This is a genomic window from Pseudomonas sp. MF09150, from assembly GCF_059862355.1.
On sequence record NZ_JCBCUS010000011.1, the window covers coordinates 51,911 to 67,665 of the forward strand.

15 protein-coding genes are annotated in these 15,755 nt (G+C 63.2%); 9 read left to right on the top strand and 6 right to left on the bottom strand.

Annotated features, from left to right (window positions below; translation table 11 throughout):
- Positions 1-10: 10 nt before the first annotated feature.
- Complete coding sequence (polA, locus tag AC19YX_RS29785) at positions 11-2,809, bottom strand: DNA polymerase I (protein ID WP_500607682.1); 2,799 nt, start codon at positions 2,807-2,809, stop codon at positions 11-13.
- A gap of 74 nt (positions 2,810-2,883) precedes the next feature.
- On the opposite strand from polA, the gene AC19YX_RS29790 reads away from it, so the two are divergent.
- Complete coding sequence (locus tag AC19YX_RS29790) at positions 2,884-3,171, top strand: DUF2782 domain-containing protein (RefSeq protein WP_020295037.1); 288 nt, start codon at positions 2,884-2,886, stop codon at positions 3,169-3,171.
- Between the two features lie 61 nt (positions 3,172-3,232).
- On the top strand, positions 3,233-4,183 hold the full coding sequence (locus AC19YX_RS29795) for a homoserine kinase (RefSeq protein WP_078470269.1): 951 nt from the start codon (positions 3,233-3,235) through the stop codon (positions 4,181-4,183).
- A 102-nt stretch (positions 4,184-4,285) separates the two neighbouring features.
- On the opposite strand, the gene AC19YX_RS29800 is transcribed toward AC19YX_RS29795, so the two are convergent.
- Positions 4,286-5,215 (bottom strand): zinc ABC transporter substrate-binding protein, encoded by a 930-nt coding sequence (locus tag AC19YX_RS29800; protein ID WP_500607683.1) that lies wholly within the window; start codon positions 5,213-5,215, stop codon positions 4,286-4,288.
- A 57-nt stretch (positions 5,216-5,272) separates the two neighbouring features.
- Between AC19YX_RS29800 and zur the strand changes: the two genes are divergently transcribed.
- From zur to AC19YX_RS29820, 4 genes are read left to right on the top strand one after another with little or no spacing between them, the layout of a single operon-like run.
- Positions 5,273-5,755, top strand: coding sequence for a zinc uptake transcriptional repressor Zur (gene zur / locus AC19YX_RS29805; protein WP_020295034.1), 483 nt, complete (start codon positions 5,273-5,275; stop codon positions 5,753-5,755).
- On the top strand, positions 5,755-6,543 hold the full coding sequence (znuC, locus tag AC19YX_RS29810) for a zinc ABC transporter ATP-binding protein ZnuC (protein ID WP_500607684.1): 789 nt from the start codon (positions 5,755-5,757) through the stop codon (positions 6,541-6,543). The genes zur and znuC overlap by 1 nt, the downstream gene beginning before the upstream one ends.
- Positions 6,536-7,324, top strand: a complete 789-nt coding sequence (gene znuB / locus AC19YX_RS29815) for a zinc ABC transporter permease subunit ZnuB (RefSeq protein WP_020295032.1) — start codon at positions 6,536-6,538, stop codon at positions 7,322-7,324. The genes znuC and znuB overlap by 8 nt, the downstream gene beginning before the upstream one ends.
- A gap of 37 nt (positions 7,325-7,361) precedes the next feature.
- On the top strand, positions 7,362-8,081 hold the full coding sequence (locus AC19YX_RS29820) for a PA5502 family lipoprotein (RefSeq protein WP_500607685.1): 720 nt from the start codon (positions 7,362-7,364) through the stop codon (positions 8,079-8,081).
- Between the two features lie 77 nt (positions 8,082-8,158).
- On the opposite strand, the gene katE is transcribed toward AC19YX_RS29820, so the two are convergent.
- Complete coding sequence (katE, locus tag AC19YX_RS29825) at positions 8,159-10,297, bottom strand: catalase HPII (RefSeq protein ID WP_500607686.1); 2,139 nt, start codon at positions 10,295-10,297, stop codon at positions 8,159-8,161.
- Between the two features lie 270 nt (positions 10,298-10,567).
- On the opposite strand from katE, the gene AC19YX_RS29830 reads away from it, so the two are divergent.
- The 3 genes from AC19YX_RS29830 to AC19YX_RS29840 are packed head-to-tail and all read left to right on the top strand — an operon-like array spanning position 10,568 to position 13,061.
- Positions 10,568-11,575: a methionine ABC transporter ATP-binding protein gene (locus AC19YX_RS29830; protein WP_500607715.1), complete on the top strand. Its 1,008-nt coding sequence runs from the start codon at positions 10,568-10,570 to the stop codon at positions 11,573-11,575.
- A complete protein-coding gene (locus tag AC19YX_RS29835; RefSeq protein ID WP_078470273.1) occupies positions 11,575-12,240 on the top strand; it encodes a methionine ABC transporter permease in 666 nt (221 codons plus the stop codon). The genes AC19YX_RS29830 and AC19YX_RS29835 overlap by 1 nt, the downstream gene beginning before the upstream one ends.
- A 47-nt stretch (positions 12,241-12,287) precedes the next feature.
- Positions 12,288-13,061, top strand: coding sequence for a MetQ/NlpA family ABC transporter substrate-binding protein (locus AC19YX_RS29840; RefSeq protein ID WP_078470274.1), 774 nt, complete (start codon positions 12,288-12,290; stop codon positions 13,059-13,061).
- A gap of 88 nt (positions 13,062-13,149) precedes the next feature.
- On the opposite strand, the gene AC19YX_RS29845 is transcribed toward AC19YX_RS29840, so the two are convergent.
- From AC19YX_RS29845 to AC19YX_RS29855, 3 genes are read right to left on the bottom strand one after another with little or no spacing between them, the layout of a single operon-like run.
- A complete protein-coding gene (locus AC19YX_RS29845) occupies positions 13,150-13,782 on the bottom strand; it encodes an SCO family protein (RefSeq protein WP_020295026.1) in 633 nt (210 codons plus the stop codon).
- Entirely contained in the window at positions 13,779-14,678 is a 900-nt protein-coding gene (gene cyoE / locus AC19YX_RS29850) for a heme o synthase (protein ID WP_020295025.1), read from the bottom strand. Before cyoE ends, AC19YX_RS29845 begins: the two co-directional genes overlap by 4 nt.
- Positions 14,666-15,745: a COX15/CtaA family protein gene (locus AC19YX_RS29855; protein WP_421548124.1), complete on the bottom strand. Its 1,080-nt coding sequence runs from the start codon at positions 15,743-15,745 to the stop codon at positions 14,666-14,668. Before AC19YX_RS29855 ends, cyoE begins: the two co-directional genes overlap by 13 nt.
- Positions 15,746-15,755 lie beyond the last annotated feature (10 nt).

The following is a 15,755-nucleotide window of genomic DNA, read 5'->3' on the forward strand; positions in this document are numbered from 1 at the left end:
AAAACGCCCCTTAGTGGGCCTCATCCCAGTTGTTTCCCACCCCCACTTCCACCAGAAGCGGCACATCCAGGACCGCGGCACCGCTCATGTGCACCCGGATTTCCTGGCTGACCTGTTCCACCAGGTCCTCGCGCACTTCCAGCACCAGTTCATCGTGTACCTGCAGGATCACCCGGGCATCCAGCCCCGAGTCGGCAAGCCAATTGTCCACCGCCACCATGGCTTTCTTGATGATGTCCGCCGCCGTGCCCTGCATCGGCGCGTTGATTGCGGTGCGCTCGGCAGCAGCACGTTCCTGAGGCTTGTTGGAGTTGATCTCCGGCAGGTACAGGCGGCGACCGAAGAAGGTTTCGACGTAGCCTTGATCCGCAGCCTGGGCGCGGGTGCGGTCCATGTATTCGCGCACCCCGGGATAACGGGCGAAGTAGGTATCGATATAAGCCTTGGCCTGCTTGGTATCGACGCCGATGTCCTTGCCCAGCTTCTGCGCACCCATGCCGTAGATCAGGCCGAAGTTGATGGCCTTGGCGCTGCGCCGCTGATCCGAGGACACATCCGTCAGCTCAACCCGGAACACTTCGGCAGCCGTGGCCGTGTGCACATCGAGGTTGTTGCGGAAGGCGTTGAGCAAACCTTCGTCCTTGGACAGGTGAGCCATGATCCGCAGTTCGATCTGCGAATAGTCCGCCGCCAGCAGTTTGTAGCCCGCCGGGGCGACGAAGGCCTGGCGGATTCGTCGACCCTCGGCCGTACGCACCGGGATGTTCTGCAGGTTCGGATCGCTGGACGACAAACGACCGGTAGACGCCACCGCCTGGTGATAAGACGTGTGAATCCGCCCGGTACGCGGGTTGATCTGCTCCGGCAGGCGGTCGGTGTAGGTGCTTTTCAGCTTGCTCATGGAACGGTACTGGGTCAGCACCTTGGGCAGCGGGTAGTCATCTTCGGCCAGTTTGGCCAGCACCTCTTCGGCGGTCGAAGGCTGGCCCTTGGCGGTCTTCTTCAGCACCGGCAGACCCAGTTTTTCGTAGAGGATCGCGCCCAACTGTTTGGGCGAACCCAGGTTGAACTCTTCACCGGCAATCTCGAAGGCTTCACGCTCCAGCGCGATCATCTTCTCGCCCAGCTCGATGCTCTGCACACCCAGCAGGGCGGCATCGACCAAAGCGCCCTGGCGCTCTATGCGGGCCAGGACCGGCACCAGCGGCATTTCGATATCGGTCAAGACACTGGCCAGACTCGGGATCGCGGCCAGCTTCTGATGCAGGGCCTGGTGCAGGCGCAGGGTCACATCGGCGTCTTCGGCGGCGTAAGGGCCGGCCTGTTCGAGGGCGATCTGATCGAAGGTCAGTTGCTTGGCGCCTTTGCCGGCGATGTCCTGGAAGCTCACGGTGCTGTGGTCCAGGTACTTCTGGGCCAGGCTGTCCATGTCGTGCCGGGTGGCGGTGGAATTGAGCACGTAGGACTCAAGCATGGTGTCGAAGGCGACGCCGCGCACCGTGATGCCGTTGGCCTGATCGCCGCCGATGGCGCAATTGGCCAGGATGTTCATGTCGAACTTGGCATGTTGGCCGACCTTGAGTTTGGCCGGATCTTCCAGAATCGGCTTCAAGGCCAGCAGCACGCTGTCGCGATCCAACTGCTCTGGCACGCCAATGTAGGTATGGGTCAACGGAATGTAGGCCGCTTCATTGGCCTTCACCGCGAACGACAATCCCACCAGCTGCGCTTGCTGCGCGTCGATACCGGTGGTTTCGGTATCAAAGGCGATCAGCTCGGCATTGCGCAGTTTCTCCAGCCAGACATCGAATCGAGCCTGGTCGAGGATGGTTTCGTACTGCGCCTCGACGGTAACCGCAGCTTCGACTTCGGCAACCGGCGCATCGGTCAGCAGGTCCGTCTGGGCTGCGGCGCTGAGCTCGGTGCGCTTGGCATCGCGTTGCAGCTCATCGAGCCAGCTCTTGAATTCCAGCAGGCTGTAGAGCTCGGCCAGTTTTTCGCGGTCCGGCTCACCCAGGTGCAGGTCGTCCAGGCCGATATCCAGCGGCACGTCGATCTTGATGGTCGCCAGCTGGTAGGACAGGAACGCCATTTCCTTGTGCTCTTCGAGCTTGGCCGGCAGGGTCTTGGCCCCCCGAATCGGCAGAGTCGGCACAATATCCAACTGCTCGTAGAGCTCTTTGAGCCCGCCATTGACCCCCACCAACAGCCCCGAAGCGGTCTTGGGGCCGATACCCGGAACGCCCGGAATGTTGTCGGAAGAGTCGCCCATCAGCGCCAGGTAATCGATGATCTGCTCGGGAGCGACACCGAATTTCTCCTTCACGCCCTCCACGTCCATGCTGCTACCGGTCATGGTGTTGACCAGAGTAATGTGCCCGTCCACCAGCTGTGCCATGTCTTTGTCGCCAGTGGAGATCACCACCGGGCGGTCGGCTGCCGCGCTGCTGCGGGCCAGGGTGCCGATCACATCGTCGGCCTCGACCCCTTCGACGCACAACAGCGGGAACCCCAGGGCAATCACGCTGGCATGCAAGGGCTCGATCTGCACCCGCATGTCGTCGGGCATGCTTGGGCGGTTGGCCTTGTACTCGGCGTACATGTCATCGCGAAATGTCCCACCCTTGGCGTCGAACACCACCGCGAACGGGCTGTTTGGGTACTGCTTGCGCAGACTTTTGAGCATGTTCAACACGCCCTTGACCGCGCCAGTCGGCAGGCCTTTGGACGTAGTCAGCGGGGGCAGGGCGTGGAACGCGCGGTACAGGTAAGACGAACCGTCCACCAGGACGAGGGGGGCTTGGCTCATGAGCAGGATCAACCTTTTCGGCGGGTCCGGCGCTAGAATAGCGGGACCGTTGACGACAAAGGGACAAGGTTATCATGCGCACACTAAATCGCTTGCTGCTGGCCAGCTTGATTGCAGTGACACCATTGGCAGTAATCGCGGCAGAGGACGCGCCATCAGCGGATCCGGACGTCACCATTCGCACGGAAGGCGACAAGACCATTCAGGAATACCGCCAAAACGGTTTCCTGTACGCCATCAAGATCACGCCAAAGGGCGGCAAACCGTACTTTCTGGTACGTGCCGATGGCTCGGATGGCAACTTCATCCGCTCGGATCAGCCGGATATGCTGATCCCGGCGTGGAAAATTTTCGAGTGGTAAAACGCTCTCAACTTTAATCGGCGCTGGCTGCCCAGCCGCGCCCGTACTGGCAGTTTTAACCATGTCTGTGTTCACCCCCCTGGCTCGGCCCGAGCTGGAAACCTTTCTCGCCCCTTACGGGCTCGGCCGTCTGCTTGATTTCCAGGGAATCGCCGCTGGTAGCGAAAACACCAATTTCTTCATCAGCCTGGAGCAGGGCGAGTTTGTCCTGACCCTGGTCGAGCGCGGTCCTGTCCAGGAAATGCCGTTCTTCATCGAACTGCTGGACGTCCTGCACAACGCCGATTTGCCAGTGCCGTACGCGCTGCGCACCACCGACGGCCAGGCCCTGCGCGAGCTGGCCGGCAAACCTGCACTGCTGCAGCCGCGCCTGGCCGGCAAGCACATCAAGCAGGCCAACGCCCAGCACTGCGCACAAGTCGGCGAACTGCTGGGGCATCTGCACCTGGCCACCAAAGACAACATGATCAAGCGCAAGACCGATCGTGGGCTGGACTGGATGCAGGAGCATGGCAACCAGCTGCTGTCCCATCTGCCGGACGATGCACGTGAACTGCTGCAGCGGGCGCTGGATGAAATCACCGAGCAGAAGGTAAAGATCCTGGCGCTGCCCCGGGCGAACATCCATGCCGACCTGTTTCGCGACAATGCGATGTTCGAAGGCACGCACCTGACCGGGCTGATCGACTTCTACAACGCCTGCTCAGGCCCGATGCTGTATGACGTGGCAATTGCCCTGAACGATTGGTGTTCGGACGACGAAGGCGTGATCGATGGCCCTCGCGCCCGGGCCCTGCTCGGGGCCTATGCTGCCCTGCGCCCGTTCAGCGCTGCCGAGGCTCAACTGTGGCCGACCCTGTTGCGCGTAGCCTGCGTGCGGTTCTGGCTGTCACGGTTGATCGCCGCCGAATCGTTTGCCGGGCAGGACGTGCTGATTCACGACCCGATGGAGTTTCAGCAACGCCTGGCGCAGCGCCAGAGCGTCGATACCCCTCTGCCTTTCGCGTTCTGAAGGCTGGTGGCACCGGGGCCCGCTCGGGCTCCAGTGCCGCGTGGCCTGGGCATGGGACTGCTCGGTCCAACAGGAGCAAGCTCCCTCGCCACAGGCCCGGCTTTACAGCGACTCCAGGCAACCCGCCAGGTCATTGCCGAGCTTTTCCAGCACCTGCTCATAACCCTGAGCCGTAGCCGGCGTGTAGCCGCCCAAGGCATCTAGCTCGGCCAGCTTCACCGGCAGCCCGGCGATCAGGGTTTCCGCCAGCCGCGGGCGTAGCGGCGGCTCGCTGAATACGCAAGTCTTGCCGACTTCCTGCAAGCGCGTGCGCATCGCCGCGACGTGCTGCGCACCGGGCTGGACTTCCGCCGCGACGCTGAACACGCCTGTGTGCTTGAGGCCGTAGGCGTCTTCGAAATAATCGAACGCTTCGTGGAACACGAAATAGGGTTTGCCGGCGATACCCGCCAGGCGCTGCTTCAGACGTGCGTCCAGGGCGTCCAGGCGGCCTTCGAAGGCGCTGAGGTTGCTCTGGTAGAGCGCGGCATTGGCAGGGTCGGCAGCGCTCAGGTCGGCGGCCATGCGTGCAGCGATCACGCGGGCGTTGACCGGGGAAAGCCAGAGGTGGGCATCCAGGCTGCCGGGGCGATGATCGTGGTCGTGTTCGTCGGCATCTTCGGCGTGGGAGTGGCTATCTTCGGCAAAACGGCGAAGCTTGAGCCCGGGAATGTCCTGAAGCGCCACGGACGGCAGGGTCCGGCCCTTGAGCACCCGAGGCAGGAACCCCTCCATGTCCGGGCCAATCCAGTACAGCAGGTCGACCGACTGCACCTTGCGCACATCCGAAGGGCGCAACGCATAGTTGTGCGGCGAGGCGCCAGGCGGCAGCAGTACCTCGGGAACGGCAACGCCGTCCTGTACCGCAGCGGCAATCAGCTGCAAGGGTTTGATGCTGGTCAGCACCTGAACTTCGGCCTGGGCAGCGCCGATCACGAACAGGTTGACGGTAAAAGCGACAAAAAGGGCAAAAAGTCGGGACACGATGACCACTCGAGGAGGCGAGAACAGGTAACATAATAACGTCTCTCACAACTATCGTCGCCGCTCATGCCTAAAACACCGCTCGCCAGCCGTCCCCACGACCACTCTCATTGCGTGCACAGCGCACTGTCTGAGGCTGACGCCCTGTGCGCCCGGCAAGGCCTGCGCCTGACCGCCCTGCGCCGGCGGGTGCTGGAACTGGTGTGGCAAAGCCACAAGCCGTTGGGCGCCTACGACATCCTCGCCGTACTCAGCGAGCAGGACGGCCGCCGCGCCGCGCCACCGACGGTGTACCGCGCCCTGGATTTCCTTCTGGAAAACGGCCTGGTACACCGCATCGCATCGCTCAATGCCTTTGTCGGCTGCAACCATCCGGAGCATGCGCATCAGGGCCAGTTTCTGATTTGCCGTGAATGCCACGCTGCCATCGAACTTGAACAAGCCAGCATCAGCGACGCGATCGTCAGCAGTGCCCGCGATGTCGGCTTTATCGTCGAAGGCCAGACCGTCGAAGTCGTCGGTCTGTGCTCGGGCTGCCAGGGGGCTTGATGAGCACTGCGCTGATTCGCCTCGATCAGGTCGCCGTGACCTTTGCCGGGCAGAACGTACTGGACAATATCCAGCTCAGCGTCGAGCCGGGACAGATCGTGACCCTGATCGGCCCCAACGGCGCCGGCAAGACCACCCTGGTGCGGGCCGTGCTCGGCCTGCTCAAGCCCGACAGGGGCACGGTCTGGCGCAAGCCCAAGCTGCGCGTGGGCTACATGCCGCAAAAACTCCATGTCGACCCGACCTTGCCGCTGTCGGTCCTGCGCTTCTTGCGCCTGGTACCGGGGGTGGACCGCCCTCGGGCCCTGGCCGCGCTCAAGGAAGTCGGCGCCGAACACGTGATCGACAGCCCGGTGCAGAGCGTGTCCGGCGGCGAGATGCAGCGCGTGCTGCTGGCCCGAGCCCTGCTGCGCGAGCCTGAACTGCTGGTGCTCGACGAGCCGGTGCAGGGCGTCGATGTCGCTGGCCAGGCCGAGCTGTACAGCCTGATCACCCGCCTGCGCGACCGCCACGGCTGCGGGGTGCTGATGGTCTCCCACGACCTGCACCTGGTGATGAGCACCACTGACCAGGTGGTGTGCCTCAACCGTCACGTCTGCTGCTCCGGGCACCCCGAGCAAGTCAGCGGCGACCCGGCCTTCGTCGAACTGTTTGGCAAGAACGCGCAAAGCCTGGCGATCTATCACCACCACCACGACCACGCCCATGACCTGCACGGGTCGGTGGTCACCACCGAGGCCGCCGCAGGCCACGTTCATGTCCATGGAGAAAGCTGCAAGCATGGCTGATTTTCTGCTCTACGCCCTGCTTGCAGGTCTTGCTCTGGCACTGGTCGCAGGCCCCCTGGGTTCGTTCGTGGTCTGGCGCCGCATGGCGTATTTCGGCGACACCCTGTCCCACGCCGCCCTGCTTGGCGTGGCCCTGGGCTTTCTGCTGGATGTCAGCCCGACCGTCGCGGTGACCGTCGGCTGCCTGCTGCTGGCCGTGCTGCTGGTCACGCTGCAACAGCGCCAGCCACTGGCGTCCGACACCCTGCTGGGGATTCTCGCGCCCAGCACCCTGTCCCTGGGGCTGGTGGTACTAAGCTTCATGCATGAGGTGCGGATCGACCTGATGGCCTATTTGTTCGGCGACCTGTTGGCGATCAGCCCCGGTGACCTGGGCTGGATCCTCGGCGGCAGCGCCCTGGTATTGCTGTTGCTGGTCGCCCTGTGGCGACCGCTGCTGGCGGTGACCGTGCACGAAGAGCTGGCACGGGTCGAAGGCTTGCCGGTAGCCGCGTTGCGCCTGGTGCTGATGCTGCTGATCGCCGTGGTGATCGCGGTCGCGATGAAGATTGTCGGGGTTTTGCTGATCACCTCGCTGTTGATCATCCCGGCCGCCGCCGCCCAGCGCCACGCCCGCTCGCCGGAGCAGATGGCCCTCGGCGCCAGCCTGCTGGGCATGCTCGCGGTGTGCGGCGGGCTGGCGTTGTCCTGGTTCAAGGACACCCCGGCCGGACCCTCGATTGTGGTCACTGCCGCCGCGCTGTTTCTGCTGAGTTTTGTCCTGCCCCGTCGAGGGGTGTAGACTTGCTCGTTTTTTGCGCAATTAGAGAGTCGCAGGAATGAAGCCGTTCGCCTCCCGTTATCTGCTCCTTGTCGCATTTTCCCTGCTACTGGGCGCCTGCCAAAGCACGCCGCCGGCGGCCACCGAGGTCCCCGACGCACGGGCCACGGCGATCGCGCAGCTGCAACAAAACATCGCCAGCAGCGAGCTGGCCACCGCCGAGGATCAACTTGCCGCGTTGCAGGCCCAGTCGCCCAACGACCCGCAGTTGGAACCCTATCAACGGCAATTGGCCGAAGCCTATCTGCAGCGCAGCCAGATCGTGCTGCAAAAGGGTGATGTCAACGCCGCCGCCACCGCGCTGAGCCGCGCCCGGGCGCTGATGCCGAAGGCACCGGCCCTCACCGGCGGCGTCAACAACGCCATCGCCCACGCCCGCAAGGCCGAACTCGAGCAGGCCGAAGCTGCGCTGAAAGCCGCCGAAGCCAAACCTGCGGCCAAGGTGATCGACCCGACAGCCGAAAGCACCACCGTTGCGCTGAACTTGAAGGATATTCGGCAAATGCGGCGCCAACTCGACGCGATCGCCAGCGATGTGGTGAATTATCAGTGTGACGTGAGCATCCAGGCCCCGCGCACCGAAGATTACCCCTGGCTGGCGACGTTGCTGAGCAAACGGGTGAAGAAACTCGATGCCGGTTTCGATCTGAAGATCGAACGGCAGATCCTGCGCCACATCCCCGCGCAGATCGTCTTGAGCCCACGCAAGGCCCAATAACCTCAGGCGCCGACCTCGAGCGCCGGCCCGGCGTCTCCTGCTGGAGTCGTCGGGCCGGCGATAGCGCTGCAGTCAGCTCACGCCGGAATTGCCTTGGCCTTGGGCTCCCGCGCCCAGACCCGGTGCTGGGCAATCGCCGCGAAAAACGCCTTGATCGCCTTGGCATCACCGCCGACGATCAAGCCCGCATCCGCCTCCAGCTTCAGCACATCCAGCAACTGCTTGGCCTCGCCACTCAGGGCAATCGCCTTGAGGTGCTTGTAGGCTTCCAGCAGGTAATGCAGGGCCACGCCATCGCCACTCAGGGCCTGGATCGACTTGGCGCCGCCGGGCACGAATACGGCGTCAAAGGCCACTGACGGCAAGCCTTCCATCGACGCGTCCACCGCCAGGCTCTTGCCATCGGCCGTGGTCACCGGCGCCGACGTCGGGCCGAGCAATTTGGCGTGGGCACCGGCAGCCTCGAGGGCTTTCTTAATGGCGGCGATCGCCGCACCGTCGACGCCATTGGCCGCCAGAATCGCGACTTTCCGGGTTTTGATATCCCCTGACAGCAGGTTGGCCTGACTCAGGGCCGGCGAGCGATCCAGGGCTGGCTCGGGCACGCCGACGGTGCCGGCTTTAGGTGCCGGCAGGCCGAGGTTCTCGGCGACCCGTGCAGCCAGGCCCAGGTCGATATTGGCCAGGATCTCGTTGACCTGGCGCTCGCGGATCCACTGGCGCTCGACCTTGCCCAGTTCGAAGCTGTAGGCCGCAATGATGTGCTCCTGCTCGTGGGCGCTCATGCTCTTGAAGAACAGCCGCGCCTGAGAGAAGTGATCGCTGAAGGATTCGCTGCGTTCGCGGATCTTGTGCGCATCGATGCGCTCGTTATAGCTCTCGAAACCGCCATCCTGGGCCGCAGGTGGCGTCTCCCTCGGCCAGCCGCCGTCGATCGAGTTCGGCTCGTAGGAGGCGCGACCCTTGTCGATGGTGGTGCGGTGCATGGCATCGCGCTGGCCGTTATGAAACGGCGTGACCGGACGGTTGATCGGCAGCTCGTGAAAATTCGGGCCACCCAGGCGGCTGATCTGGGTATCGGTGTAGGAAAACAGCCGACCCTGCAGTAGCGGGTCATTGGAGAAGTCGATGCCCGGCACGATATGCCCGGGACAGAACGCCACCTGCTCGGTCTCGGCAAAGTAGTTATCCGGGTTGCGGTTGAGCACCATCTTGCCCAGGGGCGTGATGGGCACCAGCTCTTCGGGAATCAGCTTGGTCGGGTCGAGGATGTCGAAGTCGAAGTTGTGCTCGTCTTCCTCGGCAATGATCTGTACGCCGAACTCCCATTCCGGGTAGTCGCCGCCTTCGATCGACTCCCAGAGGTCACGCCGGTGGAAGTCGGTGTCCTTGCCTGCCAGCTTCTGCGCCTCGTCCCACACCAGGGAGCACGTGCCCGCAGTCGGACGCCAGTGGAACTTGACGAAGTTGGACTTGCCCTCGGCATTCACCAGGCGAAAGGTGTGCACGCCAAAGCCTTGCATGGTGCGCAGGCTTTTCGGAATGGCGCGGTCGGACATGGCCCAGATCACCATGTGCGCCGACTCCGGCTGCAACGAGACGAAATCCCAGAACGTATCGTGGGCCGAAGCGCCAGTGGGTATTTCGTTGTGCGGCTCGGGTTTTACCGCGTGCACGAAGTCCGGAAACTTGATCGCATCCTGGATAAAGAACACCGGCATATTGTTGCCCACCAGGTCGAAGTTGCCCTCGTCGGTGAAGAACTTCACGGCAAAGCCACGCACGTCACGCACGGTATCACCCGAGCCACGGGGGCCCTGCACCGTGGAGAAACGGACGAAGACCGGGGTTTTCTTCCCCGGGTCCCGCAGGAAACCGGCCTTGGTCAGGGCCGAATGGTTGTCGTAGGTCTGAAAGTAGCCATGGGCGCCGACGCCGCGGGCGTGGACGATGCGCTCCGGAATGCGCTCATGGTCAAAATGCGTGATTTTCTCACGCATGATGAAGTCTTCCAGCAGCGAAGGCCCGCGGGCACCGGCCTTCAGGGTGTTCTGGTTATCGGCGACCTTGACCCCCTGGTTGGTGCGCAGGGCTTGCTCGGTGGCGTCCGAGCGAAAGGGTTCCAGGCTTTGCAGCTTGCTGTTGGTGTTGCCCCGATCCAGGGTGTCGGTCCCGGCCAGCTGGCTTTTTGCTGGGTTTGGCTTCTTGGTACTCATCAGACAAAAACTCCTCGTTTTGCGAATCCCCAGCAGGCCTGGGTTTCATGAGCAAGGTCCCCAGGCACGGCACCTGGGAGCTTTCGAGTTGCTTAAGTAGTGACTGGCGAGCCGCTGTGGCCGTTCCTTTTTTATGACCTTTGATCGCGTTATTGCCAAATCGAAGGATGAATAAGAAATAAATGCTAAGAACCTCTATACGGACAGGCTAAAATGCGCGCCCGGCTAACCGCTGACCCTTTTTCCAACGCGCCCCACAAGGTTCGCTACGTGATCGAGTTTCAAGACGTCCATAAAACCTACCGGGTCGCCGGTAAGGATATTCCCGCCCTGCATTCGACCAATCTGCGTGTCGAGGAAGGCCAGGTGTTCGGCATCATCGGCCATTCCGGCGCGGGCAAAAGTACCCTGCTGCGCCTGATCAACCGCCTGGAAGACCCCAGCGGCGGCGAGATCATCGTCGACGGCGAGGCTGTCACCCTGCTCAACGCCTATGGCCTGCGGCGCTTCCGCCAGCAGGTCGGGATGATTTTCCAGCACTTCAACCTGCTGGCGTCCAAGACCGTGGCCGACAACGTGGCCTTGCCCCTGACCCTGGCCGGCGAAATGCCCCGCAGCGAGATCGACAAACGGGTCGCCGAGCTGCTGGATCGCGTCGGCCTCGCCGATCACGCCAAGAAATACCCGGCCCAGCTTTCCGGAGGCCAGAAGCAGCGCGTCGGCATTGCCCGCGCCCTGGCCACCAAGCCGAAAATCCTGCTCTGCGACGAAGCCACCAGTGCCCTGGACCCGCAAACCACTGCGTCGGTCCTGCAACTGCTGGCCGAGATCAACCGCGAGCTGAACCTGACCATCGTGCTGATCACCCATGAAATGGACGTGATCCGCCGCGTCTGCGACCAGGTGGCGGTGATGGATGCCGGCGTGATCGTCGAGCAAGGTGCAGTGGCCGATGTGTTCCTGCACCCCAAGCACCCGACCACCAAGCGTTTCGTCCAGGAAAACGAGCAGATCGACGAAAACGAACAGCGCGACGATTTCGCTCACGTGCCGGGGCGCATCGTGCGTCTGACGTTCCAGGGCGACGCCACCTACGCGCCGCTGCTGGGCACCGTGGCCCGCGAGACCGGGGTCGACTACAGCATTCTCGCCGGACGCATCGACCGCATCAAAGACACCCCTTATGGGCAACTGACCCTGGCCGTGACCGGCGGTGACATGGAAGCGGCCTTCGCCCGCTTCACCGCGGCCGATGTGCATATGGAGGTGCTGCGCTGATGGATGCTTTCTTCGCCAATATCGACTGGATTGAAATCTGGCTGGCCACCGGCGACACCCTGATGATGCTCGGCGGCTCGCTGCTGTTCACCGTGCTGCTCGGCCTGCCCCTGGGCGTGCTGCTGTTTCTGTGCAGCCCACGGCAGCTGCTGGAGCAGAAGTCGGTGTATGCCTTGCTGTCGCTGATCGTGAATATCCTGCGCTCGCTGCCTTTCATCATTTTGCTGATCGTGATGATCCCGTTCACCGTCCTGATCACCGGCACTTCCCTGGGTGTCGGCGGCGCCATCCCGCCCCTGGTAGTCGGGGCCACGCCGTTCTTTGCGCGGCTGGTGGAGACGGCCCTGCGTGAAGTCGACCGCGGCATCATCGAGGCCACCCAGGCCATGGGCGCCACCACCCGACAGATCATTACCAATGCCTTGCTGCCCGAAGCGCGTCCCGGCATCTTTGCCGCCATTACCGTGACCGCGATTACCCTGGTGTCCTACACGGCCATGGCCGGGGTGGTGGGTGCCGGCGGTTTGGGCGACCTGGCGATCCGCTTTGGTTACCAGCGCTTCCAGACCGATGTGATGGTGGTCACGGTGATCCTGTTGCTGGTGCTGGTTCAAGTTCTGCAGACCGTCGGCGATAAGCTGGTGGTGCATTTTTCCCGAAAATAACGCATGGCCGACGCCCGGCGACGGGCGCCTCACAAGGAGTTTGCTGGATGAAAAAACTACTCGTCGCTTTCGCAGCCGTTGCCGCGTTCTCCGCGCACGCTGCCGAAACCCTGACCGTGGCCGCCTCCCCGGTGCCCCACGCCGAGATCCTGGAATTCGTCAAACCGGCACTGGCCAAAGAAGGCGTGGACCTCAAGGTCAAAGTCTTCACCGACTACATCCAGCCCAACGTGCAAGTGGCCGAAAAGCGCCTGGACGCCAACTTCTTCCAGCACCAGCCGTACCTGGATGAGTTCAACAAGGCCAAGGGCACGCAACTGGTGAGCGTGGCCGGCGTGCACCTGGAACCCCTGGGCGCCTACTCCAACAAGTTCAAGAAGCTCGACGAACTGCCAGGCGGCGCCAACGTGGTGATCCCCAACGACGCTACCAACGGTGGCCGCGCCCTGTTGCTGCTGGATAAAGCCGGCCTGATCAAGCTCAAGGACTCGACCAACATCCTGTCGACGATCAAGGACATCAGCGAGAACCCCAAGGACCTGAAATTCCGCGAACTGGAAGCCGCCACCATCCCGCGCGTGCTGACCCAGGTCGACCTGGCGCTGATCAACACCAACTACGCCCTGGAAGCCAAGCTGGATCCGTCCAAGGACGCCCTGGTGATCGAAGGCAAGGACTCGCCTTACGTGAACATCCTGGTGGCCCGTCCTGACAACAAGGACTCGGTTGCCCTGCAGAAACTGGTTGCCGCCCTGCACAGCCCGGAAGTGAAGCAATTCATTCTCGAGAAGTACAAAGGCGCAGTACTGCCAGCGTTCTGATTGCTACCGATACAAAAACGGGGCGCCTTAGGGCGCCCCGTTTTGTTTTGGCCTCGGCAGATGCTACAGGGCCTCGGCGATCGAATGGCTAGCGCTTCAACATCACCGGCAGTTGGACCACGAGTTTCTGGTTGTTCAGGGGCGCGCGGATGAAGCCGCGCTGGGTGCCGTCCGGGCCGATCACGGCCAGGTTGCCGCTGTGGTCGACGGTGTAGTTGGGCTTGCTGGTATCCGCCGGGATAAAGGGGATGCTCACCGCGTTGGCCAGCTTCTGCAGGTCTTCCACCGAAGCGGCGGTCAGGCCCTTGAACTCCGGGTCGAAGTAACCCAGATACTGCTTGAGCTGCTTGGGGTTATCGCGGTTCGGGTCGACGCTGACCAGAATGATTTGCAGGTTGGCCACCGCCTCCTTGGGCAGCTCGCTTTTGATCTGGCGCAGCTGGGCGAGGGTGGTCGGGCAGATATCGGGGCAGAAGGTATAGCCGAAGAACAGGAGGCTCCACTTGCCCTTCAATTGGTTGACCACCACCGGTTGGCCGTCCTGATCGATCATCTGCACATCCGGCAGGTTGCGGCTCTGTGGCAGCAGGATGATCCCGGCGTCGATCAGCGCAGTCGGATCACCCTGGCCCTTGCCGGACAGCACTTTATTGACGGTGAGCCCCAGGACCAGGGCCACCAGGGCAACGAGAATAAAGACGGTTTTTTGAGTTCGAGTCATAGGTTCAACACTAGGTAGTGGTCTACGAGAAGGGCGATAAACAGCAGGAACAAGTAGTAAATAGAGTACTTGAAGGTGTTGATCGCCGCGTGCGGCCGAGTGCCACGGTACAGCACCCAGGCCCATTGCAGAAACCGCGCGCCCAATCCGAGGGCGCACACCAGGTACAGCACGCCGCTCATGTGGATGACGAAAGGCAGCAGGCTCACGGCCAGCAGGGCAAAGGTGTAGAGCAGGATATGCACCTTGGTGTAATGCTCGCCGTGGGTCACCGGCAGCATCGGGATATCGGCCTTGGCGTATTCCTCCTTGCGATGGATCGCCAGGGCCCAGAAGTGCGGCGGGGTCCAGGCGAAGATAATCAGCACCAGCAGCAGGGGTTCGGCGCTGACATGCCCGGTGGCCGCCACCCAGCCCAGCAGCGGCGGTGCGGCCCCGGCCAGGCCGCCGATCACGATGTTCTGCGGCGTGGCGCGCTTGAGAAAGCCGGTATAGATCACCGCGTAACCCAAGAGCGATGCCAGGGTCAGCCAGGCCGTCAGCGGGTTGGTAAAGGTCAGCAGCAAGGCCTGACCGGCCAGGGCAAGAGCAAGGGCAAAGGTCAGCGCCGCCGCCGGCGACACCCGGCCTTCAGCCAGCGGCCGCTTGTGGGTGCGGGCCATCACTGCATCGATGCGTCGGTCCACCACGTGATTGACCGCCGCCGCACCGCCCGCGCACAGGCCAATCCCCAGGTTGCCGAACACCAGTACCGTCCACGGCACGCCGGCGCGGGTGGCGAGGAACATGCCCACCAGCGAGGTGATCAGCATCAGCACCACCACCTTGGGCTTGGTCAGCTCCAGGTAGTCGCGCCAGATCGCCTGGCTGTGACGCTCGCCGATCAAAGTCGCCATGGCATCTCTCCTTTTATGGTTATGGGCCCAACCGGCTGTTTACGCGGGCTGAGGCGCCAGCCCAGGGGCCATTGGCGCCGAGCCCGGACCAGGCTGGTACGGGCGTGATAGTTGACCAGCACCAGGCTCAGCAGCAGCGCCGCGCCGCCGGCGTTGTGGGCCACGGCCACCAGCAGCGGCAGGTGGAACAACACGTTGCTGATGCCCAGGCCGACCTGCGCCGCCAGCGCCACCAGCACCAGCCCGGCGAGGCGAGTCATGCCCACCTGCTTGAGTTGCCAGGCCAGACCCAGCAACACCAGGGTCACCAGCAGCGCGCCGATGCGGTGGGTCAGGTGAATGGCGGTGCGGGCATCGCTGTCCAGCTGCCCACCCAGGTAGTTGGGGCCGATGTGCTGGGTCAGATGGAAGCCATTGGCGAAGTCCGCATTCGGCCACCACTGGCCGTGGCAGGTCGGCAGGTCGATACAGGCCACCGCCGCATAGTTGGAGCTGACCCAGCCGCCCAGCGCGATCTGCCCGATAACCAGCACCAGCCCCGCCGTGGCCCAATACTGCAGGCGACGCGGCACGATCAGCGCCGGCAGGACCCCGGACAGGCGCAGAGTCAGCAAAAACAGCAGGCTCAAGGTGGCGAAACCGCCCAGCAGGTGCGCCGTCACCACCTGCGGCCAGAGCTTGAGGGTCACCGTCCACATGCCGAAGGCCGCCTGGGCGAAGACCACGAACAACAGGAACAGCGGCAGCTTCAACGGCTGCCCCGGATGGCGGCGATGGGTCCAGGCGCGGGCGGCCAGGGCCACGATCAGCAGGCCCAGGGTCCCGGCGAAGTAGCGATGGACCATCTCGTTCCAGCCCTTGTGGGCCTCCACTGGCGCATCGGGAAAGTGCAGTTCGGCATGGGCCAGCTGGGCCTCGCTTTTGGGCACGCTGATAAAGCCGTAGCAGCCTGGCCAATCCGGGCAGCCCAGGCCGGCGTGGGTCAGCCGGGTGTAGGCGCCGAGCAACACCACGATCAGTGCGAGCAGGGTGGCAAACAGCGCGAGGCGAAATCCAGGTTTGGCCATGACGGTGCCC